Here is a 17,977-nt window from a genome sequence, read left to right as displayed (position 1 = left end):
CCGGGTTCACCGGTTCGGGCGCCGCTTCGGTGGCGCCCGGCCGGTTACTTCCCGTCCATCTCGCAGCGGGCCTGAGTGGCCGTCGGCCGGCAGATGCCGTGCACCTTGACGGAATGGCCCTGGCGCACCGACATCAACCACAGCGGCCGGTTCAGCGCGTCGTGACCGGTGACGCCGTCGGAGAAGGCGATCTGCCCGCTGGCCCCCTTCATCCCCAGGCCCCGCAGGTTGTAGTGGATGCCGTTGCGCACATGCCTGCCACCGCCCTGGACCGTGAACTTGCTGAACGCCTCCGTGACGACGAGGACGGCGTCGTGGCCGAGCCAGGCGTGGCTGGAGGAGTAGCGGGGCAGGGCGACCTTGTCCTCCCGCGCCCGCGCGATCCATCGCTCCACGACGGACAGGTAGTCGGACTTCCCGGTGGGAGCCGCCACACCGTCCTTGACGCGGGCGTCCGTCAGCGCGACGAAGAACAGCTCCAGATCCTGGTCGGACGTCTTCCCGTGGACCGAGTCCGCGACCGCGCTGATCACGTCGTCGCCGGCCATCGTCACGACTCCGTCCGCGCAGTGACTGCGCCAGGCGTCCCTGAGCGTGTGCAGGTAGCGCGCCCGGCCGGTGAAGTAGAGCAGCTTGGCCCCGCCGTCGCAGGCCTCCCGCACGGCCTGGCGGAGCTGGGCGGCGTCGGCGAACCTCTTCCTGCTCGTCCCCTCCAGCACACGGTCGAACTCGTCGGCCAGGTCCTCGCTGTACAACTCCTTCGCCTCGACCTGGGAGAGCACGGTGACGTCCGAGCCGGTGACCACCGGTTTGCCGCCGCCCTCCAGCCCGATCCCGGTCATCCACTCGACCGCCACCAGCGCCTGCCGGGAGTTGGGCGCCGCCAGGCGGAAGAAGTACGCCGACTGGCTCTCCCCGACCCTGGCCACGCTGTCGGCCGTGCTCGTCGTGCTCACCATCGGGAGTTGGGCGTTGCCGAGGACGCCGACCGCCCGCCGTACCTCCTCGCGGCTCCAGCCCAGGCCGACGACGGCGGCCACGGACTCGTCGTCCTCGCTCTGCTCGGCGAGCCGCCTGGCGGTGAACTCGGCGTTCGCGAAGCCGTATCCGGCGTTGGCGAAGGTCACCCGCATCCGCATGGCGTCGGCGGACTCGTTGTAGTCGCGCTGCCGGGCGGCGACCCCGATGAGCTCGCCCGCCGTACCGACCAGCGCCGTGTGGTCCTGGCCCACCGGCGCGCGCGTCAGGGTGCCGAAGTAGACGACGGTGAAGGTCTCCACGCCCGCCGGGATCTCCGCGTTCTGCCGCTGGATCAGCGCCAGGAGCGGTTTGAGGTCGTCGTCGAAGCTCTCGATGGAGGTGGTGTAGCCGACGCACTGCCCGTCGCGCATGGTGAGCCCGTACGCGCAGACCGGGGGCAGCACGGTCCTGACGCCGAAGAACAGCGGCGCGGCCACCACCAGCGCCACCACCGCCCAGTAGACCAGCGCCCGTTCCCGCCGATCGGCGCGCGGCGCGGGCAACCCGCCGTACAGGTCCTCCAGACCGTCAGGCGGCAGGTCGATGAGGAGGTAGGGGCAGGGGGTCGGCCGCTGCGCCGCCTCCCGCCAGCGCTCATACACCTCCGGCAGCCGCCCGACGTCACCGGTGTGCTCGACGTCGACGTGCCGGTGCTCGTCGACGTCGAACGGCGGCTCGGCGGCCCCCGCGACCACGAGCAGCGGAACCGGGCGCCCGACGGCGGCCCGCACGTCGTGCGTCAACGTCAGCAGCCGATGCGCCGCGTCACCCCGCCCCACCTGCGGCAGCAGCAGTACGGCGTGCGCGCTGCGTCCCCAGCCCGGCCACAGCAGCCAGGGACGCAGCCGCCGATAGGCCACCCGGAGATCCTCGTGGAAGGCGTTGACCAGCAGCCGGTCGACGAGATCGCCCGGTTCGCCGGCGGCCTCCGCGATGCGCAGGGCGTAGGCGGCCAGCGCCTCGGAACGTTCCCTCGGCAGGTAGCGCTGCGATTTGAACCAGCGGTACCGGAAGTGCCCGCTCGACCAGTTGGCGGCGCTCAGGGTGGCGAACCCGAACGCGACCAGCAGGGCGCCGGCCCAGATGGCGACGTTGGCCCATTCCGCGACGTCGAGCAGGCGGGTCAGCGCGAACGAGACGGAGCCGGTGGCGAGCACGGGCAGCGGCAGGAACCGGGTGATGTACTCGGCCCGCGCCAGCGGCGCCTGCCACGACGGCCCGCGGCCGGTGAGCCAGAGCCGCAACGGCTGGTTGAACTCCATCTGCTTCGCGCGCCGGCCGAGGATCCGCCCGGCCTCCTCCTGAAGCTGCTCCCGCTGCCCGAGCGCCCACAGCACGAACTGCGCGAGCGGGAACCGCGGCGCCGGCAGGAAGGACCACCGCACCCGGGCGCCCATGTCGCCCCGCTCGCCGGCCACGTGGCCGAGCAGGTCGGCCACGCTCTGCGCCTCGGTCGGGCCCTCGATCGCGGCGAACGGGACCCGCCGGCGTACCGGCTCCACGAACCGGCGGGCCGCGGTGGCCGCCCCCGCGACCTCGCCGACGAAGACGACGATCGGCAGGAAACGATCGCGTAAGCGGGCACGGCGCACCATCGAGACGGAGATGTCGACCAAGGATCGCGGACGGTTCTGTGCACCCATGACGCACACCTCGCTAGCAGCTTCCGGGACCGGTCCTCACCCGCTCCCCCCGCACAGTGGCATATCTCCATGCAATGTGAACCCCATGTGCGTGAAATCACTGGTCTCAGCATCCGGACCTGGGGCGGGACCACCCATGTGGTCTCACTAGGCTTATCTGTGTGGCTGACATCGTGATTCCCGCTGACATCAAGCCCGCCGACGGCCGCTTCGGCTGCGGGCCCTCGAAGGTGCGCCCCGAACAGCTCGCCGCCCTGGCTTCCTCGGGCGGCTCGCTCATGGGCACCTCACACCGCCAGAAGCCCGTCAAGGACCTCGTCCACCGGGTGCGCGCGGGGCTCGCCGGGCTGTTCGACCTGCCCGGCGACTACACCGTGGTCCTCGGCAACGGCGGCACCACGGCCTTCTGGGACATCGCCGCCCACGGGCTGATCCACGAGCGTTCCCAGCATCTGAACTTCGGCGAGTTCTCCGCCAAGTTCGCCACCGCGGTGAAGAGGGCCCCGTGGCTGGCCGAGCCGACCGTGATCGCCTCCGAGGTCGGCACCCACCCGCAGGCCCGCCCCGAGGCGGGCGTCGACGTCTACGCGCTCACCCACAACGAGACCTCGACCGGCGTCGCCATGCCGATCAAGCGGGTCGTCGAGGACGACTCCCTGGTGCTGGTCGACGCGACCTCCGGGGCCGGCGGCCTGCCCGTCCAGGCGAGCGAGTTCGACGTCTACTACTTCGCGCCGCAGAAGAGCTTCGCCTCCGACGGCGGGCTGTGGGTCGCGCTGTTCTCGCCCAAGGCGCTCGCCAGGGTCGACGAGATCGCCGGCACCGGCCGATACGTGCCCGAGTTCTTCAGCCTGCCCACCGCGATCGACAACTCGGTCAAGGACCAGACCTACAACACGCCGTCGATCGCCACCCTGTTCCTGCTCGCCGACCAGGTCGAGTGGATGAACGCGAACGGCGGGCTCGCCTGGACCACGGCTCGCACCGCCGACTCGGCGCAGCGGCTCTACACCTGGGCCGAGAAGTCCGCCTACGCCACCCCGTTCGTCGCCGACCCGGCGCAGCGGTCCAGCGTGGTGGGCACCATCGACTTCGCCGACAGCGTCGACGCGGCGGCCGTGGCCAAGGTGCTGCGCGCCAACGGCATCGTCGACACCGAGCCCTACCGCAAGCTCGGCCGCAACCAGCTCCGCGTCGCGATGTTCCCGGCCGTCGACCCGGCCGACGTCGAGGCCCTCACGGTGTGCATCGATCACGTGGTCGAGCGTCTCAACGGGTGATCCCCGCCCCGGGGAGCGCCGGCCTGCCCAGGGGCACGGTGCGGCGCTCTCCCTTCCAGGGCCCCCACGCCTGACCGGCGCGCCATGACGGAAACCGCGATCGCGCGTGGCCTGCTCGTCGCCGTCCTCGCCGGGTTCGCGGGCGTCCACGTGCTGCTGGCCCTGCCCGAACCCGTGCCCGCGCTGCTGGTGGGCGCGGTGCTGGGGCTCCAACTCGTCCAGGTCCTCCCCGGGCTGAGCCGCGTCCCCCTGCCGGGTCTGCTCGCCGTACAGGCCGCGGCCGGTTACCTGGCGGTGCTCGGGTACGGCTCGTCGGTGGGCGTGCTCGGGTTTCTGACGGGCTCGCTGCTGATCGCGGGGGCCTGGCCGCTCTCCGTCCTGGTGGTCGCCGGTGCCGCCGTCATCGAGGCCGTCAGGTCCACGCACCCCGGCACCACGGCGGACGCCACGATCAGCACGCTGCTCACCGGGCTGGTCATCCACGGCCTCGCCCGCCTGGTCGACCGGGTGGACGAGGTGGGCTCGGCCCGCCTCGCGCTGGCCGGCACCGCCGTGACCGAGGAGCGTCTGCGCATCGCCACCGAGCTGAGCGAGGGCATCGGGCGCGGGATCGCCGCGATCAAGCGGATCGACCCGGACCGGCCGGAGCTGATCGGCGGCGTGCTCGAAGTGGCCAGGCGGGCGCTGGCCGACACGCGCTCGGCCGCCACCGGCTACCGCGCGTCACCCCTGCCCGCCACAGGGGAGGAGCCGTCCCCGCGGCTGCCCGGCGAGTACGCGCTGTCGGTCACGTTGCTGACGGCCGTGCTGGTGGGATTCAGCGTCAAGGCGCTCCTGCACGTCCCGTGGGACCTCGTTCTTCCGGCGGCCGGCTGCCTCGCCGTGATCGTCCTCATGCAGCTCCACGCGGTGCGCGGCAGGCATCCGTGGGCGCTGGGCGCCATGGCGCTGCTCGCCTACCTGCCCCTCGTGCCGTTCGGCCCGGCGTGGCTGGGCGCGCCCGGCTTCCTCGCGGGGCCGGTGCTGCTGGCGTTCCCCGCCTGGGCGTCCTGGCCGCTCATGGGGGTGATCATGACGAGCGTGGCGGCCATCGGCGCGGCCTCCGGGCTCAGTGCCGCCGCGACCGTCAACTTCACGGTCAGCGCCCTCGTCACCGGCCTGGTGATCTACGGCCTGGTACGGCTCGCGCAGCTCGTGCGCGAACTGCGCGAGGCCCGGGAACGGCTCGCCCGCGCCGCGGTGGTCCGCGAGCGGCTGCGTGCCGCCCGCGACCTGCACGACCTGCTGGGACACAGCATGGCCGCGATCCTGCTCACCTGTGAGCTGGCCAGGAGGCTCGCCGGGACCGATCCCACGCGGGCGCGCGCGGAGTTGGTCCGGGTGGCGGAGATGGCCGAGCGTGCCGAGGCCGACCTTCGCAGCGTGGCGAGCGACAGGCGGGAGCTGTCCCTTTCCGAGGAGGCGGAGTCCGCCCGTTCCGTGCTCGCCGCCGCCGGCATCGCGGTGGACCTCACGCTGGCGCACGGCCCGCTGCCCCCTCGGGTGTCCACCCTGCTGAGCACCGTCCTCCGCGAAGCGGTCACCAACGTGCTGCGGCACAGCGCGGCCACGCACTGCGCGATCGAGACCCGCTCCGAAGAAGCTCTCGTACGGCTCGGCGTCACCAACGACGGGGCTCACCCGGCACGCGGCGCACCCGGTTCGGGGCATGTCAACCTCGTCGCCCGGCTGGCCGATCTGGGCGGGCGGCTCACCGCCGGGGCCGAGGCCGGCGGACGGTACCGGCTGCTGGCCGAGTGCCCGGTGTCAGATCCAGCCGGCCTGGGCGGCGATCCGGACGGCGTCGGTCCGGTTGCGGGCGTCGAGCTTGGTCACGATGGCCGTGATGTAGTTCCGCACCGTGCCGGCCGTTAGGAACAGCCGGCCCGCGATCTCCGCGGCGTCCGCGCCACCGGCGACGAGCCGCAACACGTCCTCCTCCCGGGGGGTCAGCGGGTTGTCCGCGAGGTCCCAGGCGGTGGCGGCGAGGCTCGGGTCCAGCACCCGCCGACCGGCCGCGACGGCGCGGATCCCGGCCGCCAGTTCCTCCGGCGGAGCCGTCTTCAGCAGGAAACCGCCGACCTGGGCGGCGAGCGCCCTGCGCAGGTGACCCGGCTTGCCGTGCCCGGTCAGCATCAGCGTCCGGCATTCGGGGAGCCGCTCGTGCAGCTCGGCGGCGGCGCTGAGGCCGTCCATGACGGGCATGTCGATGTCGAGCACGGCCACGTCGGGCCGGTGGGTCAGGGCCGCTCGCACGGCCGCGTCGCCGGTGCCGACCGAGGCCACGACGGTGAAGTCGGGTTCCAGGTCCAGCAGCGCCGCCAGCGCGCCGCGCACCACGTGATGGTCCTCGGCCAGGAGAAGCTGAATCACGGACATATGTCTATCAGTGTCCGACTCATGATGAGGTCATGGTGCATGGGTGACGGCGTCTCTGGTCTGGGTTCCCGGTGGGCGGAAGACTCGGCCTCATGGAGAAAACGTTCGATCGCATGTGGCGCCGCCGTACCGGGGCTGCGCTGGTTCTGGCCCTGACCGCGGCCACCTGGTCGGCGGGCACTCCGCAGGCCGTCGCCGAGAAGGGGGCGGCCAAGCCGAAGGTGGTGGTCATCGGCACCGGTGGCACGATCGCCGGGGAGGCCGAGAGCCGGGTGGGCTTCGAAAGCTACAAGCCCGGCAGGCTGCCGGTCGCGGACCTGGTGAAGTCGTTGCAACCCGAAGTGGGCGGACTGGCCGAGGTGTCGACCGCGGAGTTCGGCGGCAAGGGGTCGAGCGAGTACACGATCGCCGAGTTCCACGACCTGTCCCGGCTCGTGGACGAGAAGCTGAAGACGGCGGACGCGGTGGTCGTGGCGACGGGCACGCAGACCATGGAGGAGCTGGCCTACTGGCTGGACCTCACGGTCCGCAGTCCCAAGCCCGTCGTGCTGACCGGCTCGATGCGCCCGTGGAACGTCATCGGCGGCGACGGGCCGGCCAACCTCTACAAGGCCGTCTCGCTGGCGGCCAGCAAGAGGACGCACTGCTTCGGCAGCGTGGTGCTGTTCAACGACGAGATCTTCGCCGCCCGGGAGGTCACCAAGTCCAGCACGCTGCGGCTTGACACGTTCCAGGCCCCCGAGGTCGGCCAGCTGGGCAGCGTGGACGAGAAGCGGATCCAGTTGCTGCGCGCCCCCGCGCGCGTCCAGCGCTGCGGCAAGCCGGAAAGCTGGCGCACGCCGTTCGACCTCGCCGGCATCAAGCGGGACGCGCTCCCGCGCGCCGAGATCGTCTACACCTACGGCAACGCGGGCGGCGAGGCGGTGACGGCCTTCGCCGAGGCGGGCGCCAAGGGTCTGGTCTTCGCCGGGACCCCCTCACCCGGGCAGTTCGAGGCGGCCCAGGGCGCGGTGAAGAAGGGCGTGAAGCTCGTCGCGGCCAACCGCAACAACGCGGGCGCGGTGCACGCGGCCGTGCCGGGCGTCATCTCCGCCGGCGACCTCTCCCCGCAGAAGGCCAGACTGCTGCTCCTGCTCTCACTGGCCTCGACCGACGACCCGAAGAAGATCCAGTCGTGGTTCACCGGCTACGGAACGCCGCAGTTCTAGTCGCGCCGCGCCGAGCCGGAAGGATCGGGCGGGGGCCCCTGAGGGAACCTCCGCCCATGTGTCCGGCGGCATCCTGAGGACCGGGCACCTGCCGTCGCGACCAGAGCTGCCGGCTAGACCGTGCCCTGGGTCAGGCGCTTACGGCGCAGCACCCAGGCCGCGACCACGCCGCCGATGAGCCCGAACAGGTGGCCCTGCCAGGAGATGCCCTCCTGGTTGGGCAGCAGGCCCCAGATGAGCGAGTAGTAGGCGACGGCCACGCCGATGCCGACCACGATGTCGAGCGCCCTGCGGTCGAACAGGCCGCGGGCGACGACGAAGCCGAAGTAGCCGAAGACGAGGCCGCTCGCCCCGATCGTCACGTAGATCGGCGAGCTGGTGAACCAGACGCCGACGCCGCTGACCAGAACGATGATGAAACTGGCCGCGATGAACCGGCCGAGGCCCCGGAACGCCGCCAGGAAGCCGAGGATGAGCAGCGGCAGCGAGTTGGCCATCAGGTGGCCGAACCCGGCGTGCAGGAACGGCGCGAACAGGATGCCGGACAGATGGTCGGGGCTCCAGGCGACGATGCCGTAGACGTCGAGGGCGCCCCCGAGCGTGTAGTCGATGATCTCCAGAGCCCACATGACGCCCAGCAGGAGTGCCACCAGCAGGGCGCTGCCCAGGGCGCCCGTGAGCACGCCCGTCGCGCGGCGCTTGAACTGGTCGGACCCCGAGGGGCCCCGGTAGCCGGTCGGGAAGTCAGTCATCTACTCTCCTGGCGCAGCTCGCGGAATGAGCGGATCCTGCCCTCGGGGAAACCGCCCACACTCTTTACCGTACGCAGGAAATCAGGAGAGTGCGTTCCTCCCCGGCAGACAAACCGGGGAGGAATGCATTATTCGGCCTTCCACTGGGGGGCGCGCTTCTCGGCGAAGGCAGCCGCTCCCTCCATCGCGTCCTTGGAGCCGAAGACGGGATTGATGATCGGTCCCTGCTTCTCGAACATCTCCTCGGTGCTCCAGTCGGCCGACTCGATGACGACCCGCTTGGTGGCGGCGAGCGCCAGCGGGGCGTTGGCGCCGATCTTCGCGGCCAGTTCGAGCGCCACGGCGAGGGCCTGGCCGGGAGGGGTGATCCGGTTGACCAGACCGACCTCGTACAGGCGGGACGCCGGATAGTGGTCGCCGGTCAGCGCGATCTCCATGGCGACGTGGTACGGGATGCGGCGGGGCAGCCGCATGATCCCGCCGGCCCCGGCGACCAGGCCGCGCTTGGGCTCGGGCAGCCCGAACTTGGCCTCCTCCGAGGCGACGATCACGTCGCAGGCGAGCGCCAGCTCGAACCCGCCGGCCAGCGCGTAGCCCTCCACCGCGGCGATCATCGGCTTCTTGGGCAGCGCCTCGGTGACCCCGCCGAAGCCCCTGCCCTCGACGACCGGGAAGTCGCCGGTCAGGAAGCCCTTCAGATCCATCCCGGCGGAGAAGGTGCCGCCCGCGCCGGTGAGCACGTACACGGAGACGTCCTTGCGCTCCTCCAGTTCGTCGAGCGCCGCGACGATCCCGCGCGCCACCGCGCCGTTGATCGCGTTCCTGGCCTTCGGCCGATTGATCGTGATGACGGCGACCGCGCCGTCGACCTCGACCTGAACCTCATCCGACACGTTCGCTCCGATCACTTGGGTCGGTCACTTGGGCTGGAAGCGGATTCCGCCGTCGAAGCGGATGACCTCGGCGTTCATGTAGTCGTTCTCGATCAGCGAGCGCACCAGGTGGGCGAACTCCGACGGCTGCCCCATGCGCTTGGGGAAGACCACCGGGGCGACCAGCTTGGCCTTGAACTCGTCGGCGTTGGCCGAGAACCCGTAGATCGGGGTGTCGATGATCCCCGGGCAGATCGTGTTGACCCGGACGCCGATGGCCGCCAGGTCGCGGGCCGCGGGCACGGTCATGCCGACGATGCCGCCCTTGGACGCCGAGTAGGCGATCTGGCCGGTCTGTCCCTCAAGCGCCGCGACCGAGGCGGTGTTGATCACGACCCCGCGCTGGCCGTCGCCGTCGATCGGCTCGGTCTTGGCGATCGCCGCGGCGCCGATCCGCAGCAGGTTGAAGGTGCCGACCAGGTTGACCTCGATCACCTTGCGGTAGGTCGCCAGGTCGTGCGGCTTGCCGTCCCGGCCCACCGTGCGCGAGGCCCAGCCGATGCCCGCGCTGTTCACCACGACGCGGAGCGGCTTGCCCGTCGCCACCGCGGCGTCAACGGCGGCCTGCACCTGCTCCTCGTCCGATACGTCGCACTTTGCGAACACCCCGCCGAGCTCGTCGGCGATGGCCTTGCCACGCTCCTCGTTGAGGTCGGCGATGACCACGGTCGCGCCGTGGGACGCGAGGTCGCGGGCCGTGGCCTCACCGAGGCCGCTGGCACCGCCCGAGATGATTGCTGCTGCTCCGTTCAGGTCCATGAGCGGACCCTAACGCGGACACCGAATGAAGTTCTACTCGGGGTGGGTTAAATCTCGGTCGCAACGGCGGTACTGACGTCTGGATATACCTTTATGCGGCGATCCAGGCCGGTCGTGCGGAGGATCCGGGCCACCGGCGCCTGCGGCGCGGCCAGGCAGACGCCGCCGCCCTCGCCCGTCGCCAGCCGCCACGCCTCGATCAGGACCGACAACCCGCTCGAATCCATGAACGACAGCGCTGTCAGGTCGAGCACCAGCCGGGGCCCGTCCTGCTTGATCGCGTCACGCACCTCATCACGAAGAAAGGGAGCCGTGAAAAGATCGAGTTCACCCTCGACGGCCACCACGACGGCATCGCCGACGGCGTGCCGTGCCAGCCGTAACTTCATCTGCCATTCCTCCGCGCGCGACGAGGCCAGACCCACTTTACTTCCGAATCATCCAGTCCGGCTCAGAGCGAGCCTATGATCGCCGATATGAACGGGCACGACCAGGAAGCCGGGGTACGGCTGCCGCACATCGCCGTCAGCCCGCTCAGAGCGGTCCTGAAGCGTGTCCTTTACGCTGGCGTGGCCCTTGGTGTCGTCTTTCTGCTCGTCGCCTTGGATCTCGACGGGTATCGGGACAGTTATGACGGCAAGGTGTCCCTGCTCGACGCGCTCTACTATGCCACCGTGTCGGTCTCTACGACCGGTTACGGCGACATCACCCCGGTGACCCCGGCCGCCCGGCTGATCAACATCGTCGCCGTCACGCCGTTGCGCATCGTCTTCCTGGTGATCCTCGTCGGCACCACCCTGGAGGTGCTCACCCAGCGCACCAGGGACCAGATACTCAACAAACGCTGGAGGGCCGGCTTGCGGGACCACACCGTGATCATCGGTTACGGCACCAAGGGCCGTTCCGCCATCCGGACACTGATCGAGAACGGCCGCACCAAGGACACCATCGTGGTCGTCGACCCGAGCCCCGCCGCGGTGGAGGAGGCCAACTCCGACGGCTTGGCCGGCATCGTCGGCGACGGCACCCGCAGCAACGTGCTCACCCGCGCCGGCGCACGCGTCGCAAGTGAGATCATCATCGCCACCCGGCGCGACGACACCACCGCGCTGGTCACCCTCACCACCCGCCAGCTCAACGCGAAGGCGACCATCGTGGCGGCGGTACGCGAAGCCGAGAACGAGCCCCTGGTACGGCAGAGCGGCGCCAACGTGGTGATCACCTCCTCCGACGCGGCGGGCCGGATGCTCGGCGTGGCCACCCAGAGCCCCGCCGTCAGCGCCCTGATCGAGGACTTCCTGGTCTACGGCAGGGGCCTCGACCTCTACGAGCGCGGCGTCAAGCCCGAAGAGGTCGGCAGGAACCCCCGCGAGAGCGCCGAAGTCGTCGTCGCGGTGGTCCGCGACGGCAAGGTGATCCCCTATGCCGACGCCGCCGTGGCCAAGCTGGAGCAGGCCGACCGGCTCGTCGTCATCCACGTTCCGTGATCGCGAAGCCGTACGGGAGTTCCAGCCGGTGGGCGGCGAGCAGTTCGGCGTCGGCGAGCAGTTCCCCGGTCGGCCCGTCCGCGGCGATCACCCCGTCGGACAGGATGAGCGAGCGCGGGCACAGCTCCAGCGCGTACGGCAGGTCGTGGGTGACCATCAGGACCGTCACGTCGAGGGAACGCAGGACCTCGGCGAGCTCACGGCGGGCGGCCGGGTCGAGGTTGGAGGAGGGCTCGTCGAGCACCAGGATCTCCGGCTCCATGGCCAGCACGGTCGCCACCGCGACCCGGCGGCGCTGGCCGTACGAGAGGTGGTGCGGCGGGCGGTCGAGCGCCTCCAGCATGCCGACCCGGTCGAGCGCGTCCTTGATCCGGCGCTCCAGTTCCTCGCCGCGGACGCCCATGTTCACCGGCCCGAAGGCGACGTCCTCCCGGACGGTCGGCATGAAGAGCTGGTCGTCGGGGTCCTGGAAGACCAGCCCGACGCGCCTTCTGATCTCCTTCATGGTGTCGCCGCGCACGGGCAGCCCGGCCACGGTCACCGTGCCGTGCCCGGCGGTCAGGATGCCGTTGAGGTGCATCACCAGCGTGGTCTTCCCGGCGCCGTTGGGGCCCAGCAACGCCACCCGCTCGCCGCGGGCGATGCTCAGGTCCACGCCGTACAGGGCCTGCGTGCCGTCCGGGTAGGCGTAGGCGAGCCGGCTGACCTCCAGCGACGGAGTCTCCCCGCTCACCACACCCGCACCCCCGCCGCTCCGCGCCTCACAACGCTCCCGTCCCCAGGACCGCCGCACCCAGTACGGCGAGCGCCACGGCGGGCAGCAGCGCCACCGTCGCCCACTGCCGGGCGGACGCGCGGACATCCTGGATCACCGGCATCGACCCGGTGTACCCCCGGCTCAGCATCGCGAGATGCACCCGCTCCCCACGCTCGTAGGACCGGATGAACAACGCCCCGGCCGACCTCGCGATCACCGGGATGTGCCGGACGTCCCTGGCCGCGAACCCACGTGACTCCCGCGCGACCCGCATCCGGCGCATCTCACCCAGAATCACATCAAGGTATCTCAGCATGAACATGGCGATCTGCACCAGCAGCGACGGCAGCCTGAGCCGCTGCGCGCCGAGCAGGATCATGCGCGGTTCGGTCGTCGCCGCGAGCAACATGCTGGCGACCACGCCGAGGGTCGCCTTCGCCAGGATGTTCCACGCCGCCCACAGCCCTGCGACGCTCAGCGACATCCCGGCCACCGAGACCCGCTCGCCGAGCCCGATGAACGGCAACGCCACCGCGAACACCACGAACGGCACCTCGATCACCATCCGCCGCAGCACGAACCCCGGCGGCACCCGCGCGGCGGCGGCCACCACCGCGAGCAGCAGCGCGTACACCCCGAAGACCGCGAACAGCTCGCGCGGCGTGGCCACCACGACCACGGCGAAGGCCACCACCGCGAGCAGCTTGCAGTGCGGCGGCAGGCGATGGACGAACGTGTCGTCCCGCCGGTAGATCTGGTGGTGGTGGCCCGCGCCCATCAGGCGTCCGCCCGCGCCCGTCCGCCACGCCGCACGGCGAGGAACAGGCCGCCGCCCACACCGAGGGTGACTCCGACGCCGACCAGGCCCGCGATCCCGACCGGGATGCCACCGGCCTCGCCGTAGTCGGCCAGCGGCAGCTCGCCCAGCGCGTGGTCGGTGGCGGCCGAGAGGAAGCCCTTGTCCTCCGCGACCCGTTCGAGCCCGTCGGGGGAGGCCGAGGCGAAGAAGCTGACGATCCCCGCGAGCAGGGCCGCCACCGCGATGCCGCCGAGCACGAACCCGCCGGGCCGCTTCACCGGGGCGGGCTCCGCCGTCCCGACCGGCGTCATCTCGCCGTCCGCGCCTCGAAGCACCAGGGGAGCCGCCAGGCCGCGCGCGCCGTACACCAGGTCAGGCCGTACGGCCAGCACCGTGCTCACCGTGACGCCCGTGATCAGGGCCTCGCCGATGCCGATGAGGACGTGCACGCCGCCCATCGCCGCGGCGACCGTGCCCACCTCGATGGGGGCGGTGCCACCGATCCAGAACAGCAGGGTGAACGCCAGCGCGGAGGCCGGCACCGAGACCAGCGCCGCGATGAACGCGCCCGCGACGATCCCGGCCCTGCTGCGCCCGAGGGCCCTGCTGATCAGCAGGAACACGCCCCAGCCGACCACGACGGTGACGATGCCCATCAGGGTGATGTTGACGCCCAGTGCGGTGAGCCCGCCGTCCGCGAAGAAGAAGCCCTGGACGAGGAGGACCACCGCCATGCATAGAACGGCCGTGTAGGGGCCGACGAGGACCGCGGCGAGCGCACCACCGAGCAGGTGACCGCTCGTGCCCGCCGCCACCGGGAAGTTGAGCATCTGGACGGCGAAGATGAACGCGGCGACCAGGCCGCCCATCGGCGCCGTCCGGTCGTCGAGTTCGCGCCGCGCCCCGCGCAGGCAGACCGCGACGCCGGCCGCCGCCACGGCACCGGCCGAGACGGACACGGCGACGTTGAAGAACCCGTCGGGTACGTGCACCACAAGCCTCCCGAAGTGGGGATATATCATCTCCACATTAGAGGATGGGCTTGTAGTTGCAATAGAGTGGCAATTAGTGGAGCATCCGGCGCAGCACCGCGCGGGGCGTCATGATCCTCACCACCGCGCTCAGCCGCCCCTTGCCCGCCGTGGCGTACGGCCGGACGGTCCGTCTCGCGGGGCCGCGCCACCAGGTGCGCGGCGGCGCCGGGCTCTGCGCCCCCGTCTCGATCCTGAACCGCACGGGCGGCCCGCCGAGCTCCAGCTCCAGATAGGCGTCCCAGGTGCCCGGCCCGAACCTCCCCCACCGCTGCCGTGCCGCGAACAGCCCGCCGGGCAGCACCGTGACCGGCTGCCCCCGCTCCCGCCCCGACCCCCGCTCCCGCCACACCAGCCGCCGCACCGCCCCCGCGCCCAGCGCGTCGCCCTCCATCGTGACCCGCCCGTCGATCAGCAGCCGGTGACCACGCCCCCAGCTCGCCCGCGTCAGCCGCACCCCGCACGGCACCGTCACCACGTGCCCGCCGACGTCAAGACTGAGATTCCCCAGCGACCGGGTGAAGTACGGCAGGACGACGCGGTCGCCCAGCACCCGCAGCGCCGGGCGGGCGATCCGCTGGTCGCGCTCCGTGCCCAGCCTGGCCAGCCGGGTCACCCCCTCGTACTCCACCGCGACGAGGAGATCCCAGGCGCCCGAGGGCAGCGCGGCCACATCGAGGGCGGCCACGAACGCCTCGCCATCCCTGACCACGGGGAACACCTGCTCCCGCAGCCCCTCCTCCATCCGCCGGGGACGCAGGACCAGCGAGACGTCGTAGTCGTGACCCGCGGCCGGCAGGCTGTCCAGGGCCACCCTGCCGCTCACCACCAGCCGATCCCCCTCCCAGCACACCTCCGTGAGGCTCCGCCGTACCGAGGCCGCCTCGATCCGGGCCAGCCGTACCAGCCGGTCGATGTCGGCGAGCGAGGCGAGCCGGCGGCGGTCCACCTCGTCGAGCCGGTCGCGGACCCCGTCCGTCAGCCAGCGCTCGCAGAGCTCCGCCACCTCGTCGGCGATCTCTCTGCGCCGCGTCTCGTCGGCGGCCAGGAACGGCGCGCCCAGCTGGGCCAGCGCGTCCAGCCTGAAGTGGCGGCGGAGCAGGTGGTCACGCAGCGGCCCGGGGCGCACGTGGCCCGCCATCAACTCGATCGGACGCCTGATCATGCGCAGCCAGCGGATCGGGTCACGGGCCTCCGGCGTGCCGCCGCCATCGCGGTGGTAGCAGTCGTAGTCGGCCAGGACGGAGATCACGTCCGCGTGGCAGTAGGCATGGGTGGTGAACACGACGTCCTCGCCCACCTGCAGCGACTCGTCGAAGCGGACGTGGTGCCGCTCCAGCGTCTCCCTGCGGAACAGCTTGAAGCAGCTCAGGCTGTTGTAGACGGCGCTGTCGCAGAGGGGGACGCGGTCGGCGTTCTCCTGGAACACCGGCGCGCCGGGGCCCACGATCTTGCCGAGCACGATGTCCGACCGGTTGCGGTCGGCCATCGCGACCATCCGCTCCAGCGCCTCCTTGCCGAGGTGGTCAGCCGCCTCGCAGAAGAACACGTATCGTCCGCCGGCCTCGGCGAGCGCGAAGTTGCGCGCACGCCCCGCGCCTAGTTTGCGCGGGTGCCGCAGCACTCTCACCTCGTTGCGATGATGGGCCGCGTAGAGGTCGAGAAGGTCGCCGCTCCCGTCGGTCGACGCGTCGTCCACCACGATGATCTCCTTGACCACGCGCTGGACGAGCAGGGAAGTCAGACAACGATCAAGGTACGGCCGGGCGTTGTGCACCGGGACGAGCACGCTGACGTCAATCTCAATCTCACTCTCCGTATCCATCATGTTTCAGTATGTGACTATGCGGGGCCCACGTGTGGTCGATCCGGCGAATCACATTGCGGAGAGTGGCGAAGGCGGGCGGGGCGGACCCCGCCCGCCGAGCGTCAGCGCACCTCGTGGCGTTGCTGGCACTTCATGCAGAAGCCGGCCAGCGGGCGGATCTTCAACCGTTCGAACGGGATCTCCGCGGCGCAGTCGCCGCACCTGCCGTAGCCGCCCTCGTCGATGCGCCGCAGCGCGGCCTGGACCGACGTCCGGTGCCGTTCCGCGGAGGCGATGTCGGCGATCAGGGTCAGCCTGACGTCGCCGTCCTCCGCCGCGTGCTCGTCGAGGGCTTCGTTCAGCTCGTCCAGTTGCCTGGTCCGCCAGCCGAGCTGCTCCTCAAGCTGCTCCCGGATGGCCTCAATCTGAACGTTGCTCATCAAGCGGTCCACTTCCTTCCGACCATGACCGAATGGCCCCAGGGCGGTACAGCGCTGGGGCGGGGATCTCAGAGCTGGTTACGAAGGAGGACCACGGGAGGCGAGGGCGCGTCTGGGCCTGATCCTCGGCGGCACCGCCCCGTCTCCGCCGGCCCGGAGGGTCAGCACGAGCACCGAGACGACGGCCACCCACCCGGCGAGCAGCGAAAGCCGCACCTGTCCGTGCGCGCTCAGCTGCTCCGGCACTCCCGAGAGCAGCTGCTGCACCCCGGCCGGCTGGGAGACCCGCAGATCCGCCTCCGAGGCGGACCCCGTCGCCCACACCCCCGCAACCGAGATCAGGGCAGCCAGCACCAGCCCCACCACGCCGAGCCGCGCGGTGACGCCACCCCCAGGCCGTCCCGTCCCCCTCATTGCCCGCCACCATAGACGAGCCCTCCGGAAAGGTCACACACATATCTCGGCCACCTCGCCGCCACCCCCCGGACAAAACCGCGCAGGTTACGACGCTCTAGACACGGCACGAACCACCACGTTCCCCGCCCCCGCCCCGGTCACACCGCCCGCGCCCCGGCCGAGCACCCCCGAACCGAAGAACCGGCACCACTGCGTGCCCCGCAGACCCGAGCCCCCACAACGGATGATCACCGTACGCCCGCGAACCACCCAACGGACGAACCACACAGAAGCGGCATGAACCCACACCGAACCGGCACCCACCGGAGAACACGGCCAACAAGTGGTCGTCACGGCGAGCGACTGAAGCCGCTGGAGTAGCGTGAACCCGCGGACCCGAGCCACCTACGGCGGGTGGCGCCGACTGGGCACTGCCGTACTTCTAGCTCTCAATGCCCGGTTGCTCGTTCGAAGAGGGCGGTGGCGTCGTTGAGGCCCTTCTCCAGGGTCGCGGAGGTGTTGTCGAGCGTGCCGAGGATGTCGTCGACCGCGCGCAGCCCCGCCCGTTCCAGCAGCGTCTTCTCGTTGGTGACCCATTCCCCCCGTTTGGCCAGTACGGCGTGCGCGGCCTGGGAGGCGGCCACCGCGAGGGCTCCGGCGACCTCGGTGTGCCGGCCGCGGCGGGCGTTGTTGGCGGCGGCGTAGCCCAGGGTGAGACGGGCGCTGTCCCACCAGCGCCCCGGCGCGCTCCGGCGCAGCGCCGGCGGGTAGGCGGGACGCGGCAGGAAGCCGTGGATGACCTGGTTGACGGCGAGTTCGGCGACCACGAGGTAGGTCGGGATCCCGGCGAGGTGGAACATCAGCGGCTCGACCTGGAAGCGTCCCTGCTCGGCCTCGTCGATCTGGTGCTCGACGACGCCGAGGTCCCGGTAGTGCACGTCCACGTTGCGGCCGTCGATCCGCAGCCAGGCGCCGCCGTTGAAGACGCCGGGGCTCCAGCCGCCGAGCTCGGACACCTCGCCCTCCCAGCCCACCGCGCGCAACGACTCGGGGTCGAACGTGTCGCGGTAGTAGACGGCCAGGTCCCAGTCGCTGTCGAGCCGGTGGGTGCCCTGGGCCCGGGAGCCGCCGAGGCTTACCGCGAGCACCCCGGGGAGTCCGGCGAGACGGCCGGCCACATGCTGAAGGAACTCTTGATCACGCACGGTTGGTCTCCTTGCCTGCGTTCAGCCAGGAGGGCGACGATAT

17 protein-coding genes are annotated in these 17,977 nt (G+C 71.2%); 4 read left to right on the top strand and 13 right to left on the bottom strand.

The genetic code is table 11. From position 1 onward, the window contains the following. Positions 1-44 precede the first annotated feature (44 nt). Positions 45-2,663, bottom strand: coding sequence for an ABC transporter substrate-binding protein (locus MBA17_RS27845; protein ID WP_238499560.1), 2,619 nt, complete (start codon positions 2,661-2,663; stop codon positions 45-47). A 161-nt stretch (positions 2,664-2,824) separates the two neighbouring features. On the opposite strand from MBA17_RS27845, the gene serC reads away from it, so the two are divergent. Both serC and MBA17_RS27835 read left to right on the top strand, forming a co-directional pair. After that, positions 2,825-3,943: a phosphoserine transaminase gene (serC, locus tag MBA17_RS27840; protein ID WP_238499559.1), complete on the top strand. Its 1,119-nt coding sequence runs from the start codon at positions 2,825-2,827 to the stop codon at positions 3,941-3,943. An 84-nt stretch (positions 3,944-4,027) separates the two neighbouring features. Continuing rightward, entirely contained in the window at positions 4,028-5,857 is a 1,830-nt protein-coding gene (locus MBA17_RS27835; protein WP_238499558.1) for a sensor histidine kinase, read from the top strand. On the opposite strand, the gene MBA17_RS27830 is transcribed toward MBA17_RS27835, so the two are convergent. Next, a complete protein-coding gene (locus tag MBA17_RS27830) occupies positions 5,750-6,355 on the bottom strand; it encodes a response regulator transcription factor (protein ID WP_238499557.1) in 606 nt (201 codons plus the stop codon). The genes MBA17_RS27835 and MBA17_RS27830 overlap by 108 nt on opposite strands. Before the next feature lie 98 nt (positions 6,356-6,453). On the opposite strand from MBA17_RS27830, the gene MBA17_RS27825 reads away from it, so the two are divergent. Next, complete coding sequence (locus MBA17_RS27825) at positions 6,454-7,569, top strand: asparaginase (RefSeq protein WP_238499556.1); 1,116 nt, start codon at positions 6,454-6,456, stop codon at positions 7,567-7,569. A 113-nt stretch (positions 7,570-7,682) separates the two neighbouring features. On the opposite strand, the gene MBA17_RS27820 is transcribed toward MBA17_RS27825, so the two are convergent. The 4 genes from MBA17_RS27820 to MBA17_RS27805 all read right to left on the bottom strand — a co-directional run bounded on the left by MBA17_RS27820 (position 7,683) and on the right by MBA17_RS27805 (position 10,437). After that, positions 7,683-8,321, bottom strand: a complete 639-nt coding sequence (locus MBA17_RS27820) for a rhomboid family intramembrane serine protease (protein WP_238499555.1) — start codon at positions 8,319-8,321, stop codon at positions 7,683-7,685. 128 nt (positions 8,322-8,449) lie between these two features. Beyond that, entirely contained in the window at positions 8,450-9,214 is a 765-nt protein-coding gene (locus MBA17_RS27815) for a crotonase/enoyl-CoA hydratase family protein (RefSeq protein WP_238499554.1), read from the bottom strand. A 24-nt stretch (positions 9,215-9,238) separates the two neighbouring features. Next, a complete protein-coding gene (locus MBA17_RS27810) occupies positions 9,239-10,012 on the bottom strand; it encodes an SDR family NAD(P)-dependent oxidoreductase (RefSeq protein ID WP_238499553.1) in 774 nt (257 codons plus the stop codon). A gap of 47 nt (positions 10,013-10,059) precedes the next feature. After that, positions 10,060-10,437 (bottom strand): STAS domain-containing protein, encoded by a 378-nt coding sequence (locus tag MBA17_RS27805; protein WP_238499552.1) that lies wholly within the window; start codon positions 10,435-10,437, stop codon positions 10,060-10,062. A gap of 51 nt (positions 10,438-10,488) precedes the next feature. On the opposite strand from MBA17_RS27805, the gene MBA17_RS27800 reads away from it, so the two are divergent. Further along, positions 10,489-11,499 (top strand): potassium channel family protein, encoded by a 1,011-nt coding sequence (locus MBA17_RS27800; protein WP_238499551.1) that lies wholly within the window; start codon positions 10,489-10,491, stop codon positions 11,497-11,499. Here the strand turns inward: MBA17_RS27800 and MBA17_RS27795 are convergent. The 7 genes from MBA17_RS27795 to MBA17_RS27765 form a co-directional block, all read right to left on the bottom strand. Then, the gene (locus MBA17_RS27795; protein WP_238499550.1) at positions 11,483-12,232 is read right to left on the bottom strand and encodes an energy-coupling factor ABC transporter ATP-binding protein; all 750 of its coding nucleotides are present in this window, start codon (positions 12,230-12,232) and stop codon (positions 11,483-11,485) included. The two genes, MBA17_RS27800 and MBA17_RS27795, sit on opposite strands and share 17 nt — an antisense overlap. A 28-nt stretch (positions 12,233-12,260) precedes the next feature. Continuing rightward, on the bottom strand, positions 12,261-13,034 hold the full coding sequence (gene cbiQ / locus MBA17_RS27790; RefSeq protein WP_238499549.1) for a cobalt ECF transporter T component CbiQ: 774 nt from the start codon (positions 13,032-13,034) through the stop codon (positions 12,261-12,263). Then, positions 13,034-14,047: an energy-coupling factor ABC transporter permease gene (locus MBA17_RS27785; protein WP_238499548.1), complete on the bottom strand. Its 1,014-nt coding sequence runs from the start codon at positions 14,045-14,047 to the stop codon at positions 13,034-13,036. Before MBA17_RS27785 ends, cbiQ begins: the two co-directional genes overlap by 1 nt. Before the next feature lie 73 nt (positions 14,048-14,120). Next, complete coding sequence (locus tag MBA17_RS27780; RefSeq protein WP_238499547.1) at positions 14,121-15,911, bottom strand: glycosyltransferase family 2 protein; 1,791 nt, start codon at positions 15,909-15,911, stop codon at positions 14,121-14,123. A gap of 104 nt (positions 15,912-16,015) precedes the next feature. Beyond that, positions 16,016-16,333 (bottom strand): TraR/DksA family transcriptional regulator, encoded by a 318-nt coding sequence (locus tag MBA17_RS27775; RefSeq protein ID WP_238499546.1) that lies wholly within the window; start codon positions 16,331-16,333, stop codon positions 16,016-16,018. Between the two features lie 78 nt (positions 16,334-16,411). Beyond that, the gene (locus MBA17_RS27770; protein ID WP_238499545.1) at positions 16,412-16,747 is read right to left on the bottom strand and encodes a hypothetical protein; all 336 of its coding nucleotides are present in this window, start codon (positions 16,745-16,747) and stop codon (positions 16,412-16,414) included. A gap of 431 nt (positions 16,748-17,178) precedes the next feature. Further along, positions 17,179-17,934: a nucleotidyltransferase domain-containing protein gene (locus MBA17_RS27765; RefSeq protein ID WP_238499544.1), complete on the bottom strand. Its 756-nt coding sequence runs from the start codon at positions 17,932-17,934 to the stop codon at positions 17,179-17,181. Between the last annotated feature and the right edge of the window lie 43 nt (positions 17,935-17,977).

Origin of the sequence: Dolomitihabitans soli (assembly GCF_022213955.1) — a bacterium.
Lineage (GTDB): Bacteria > Actinomycetota > Actinomycetes > Streptosporangiales > Streptosporangiaceae > Streptosporangium_A > Streptosporangium_A soli.
The sequence above is the reverse complement of the archived record's forward strand: the minus strand, read 5'-3'. Positions and strand labels throughout refer to the sequence as shown.

What these genes read in the sequence shown, in the direction of transcription:
- MBA17_RS27835 (WP_238499558.1), top strand. Translation starts at nt 4,028, where the DNA reads ATGACGGAAACCGCGATCGCGCGTGGCCTGCTCGTCGCCGTCCTCGCC.
- MBA17_RS27775 (WP_238499546.1), bottom strand. Translation starts at nt 16,333, where the DNA reads ATGAGCAACGTTCAGATTGAGGCCATCCGGGAGCAGCTTGAGGAGCAG.
- MBA17_RS27780 (WP_238499547.1), bottom strand. Translation starts at nt 15,911, where the DNA reads ATGGATACGGAGAGTGAGATTGAGATTGACGTCAGCGTGCTCGTCCCG.
- MBA17_RS27800 (WP_238499551.1), top strand. Translation starts at nt 10,489, where the DNA reads ATGAACGGGCACGACCAGGAAGCCGGGGTACGGCTGCCGCACATCGCC.
- MBA17_RS27810 (WP_238499553.1), bottom strand. Translation starts at nt 10,012, where the DNA reads ATGGACCTGAACGGAGCAGCAGCAATCATCTCGGGCGGTGCCAGCGGC.
- MBA17_RS27820 (WP_238499555.1), bottom strand. Translation starts at nt 8,321, where the DNA reads ATGACTGACTTCCCGACCGGCTACCGGGGCCCCTCGGGGTCCGACCAG.
- MBA17_RS27825 (WP_238499556.1), top strand. Translation starts at nt 6,454, where the DNA reads ATGGAGAAAACGTTCGATCGCATGTGGCGCCGCCGTACCGGGGCTGCG.
- MBA17_RS27770 (WP_238499545.1), bottom strand. Translation starts at nt 16,747, where the DNA reads ATGAGGGGGACGGGACGGCCTGGGGGTGGCGTCACCGCGCGGCTCGGC.
- MBA17_RS27845 (WP_238499560.1), bottom strand. Translation starts at nt 2,663, where the DNA reads ATGGGTGCACAGAACCGTCCGCGATCCTTGGTCGACATCTCCGTCTCG.
- cbiQ (WP_238499549.1), bottom strand. Translation starts at nt 13,034, where the DNA reads ATGGGCGCGGGCCACCACCACCAGATCTACCGGCGGGACGACACGTTC.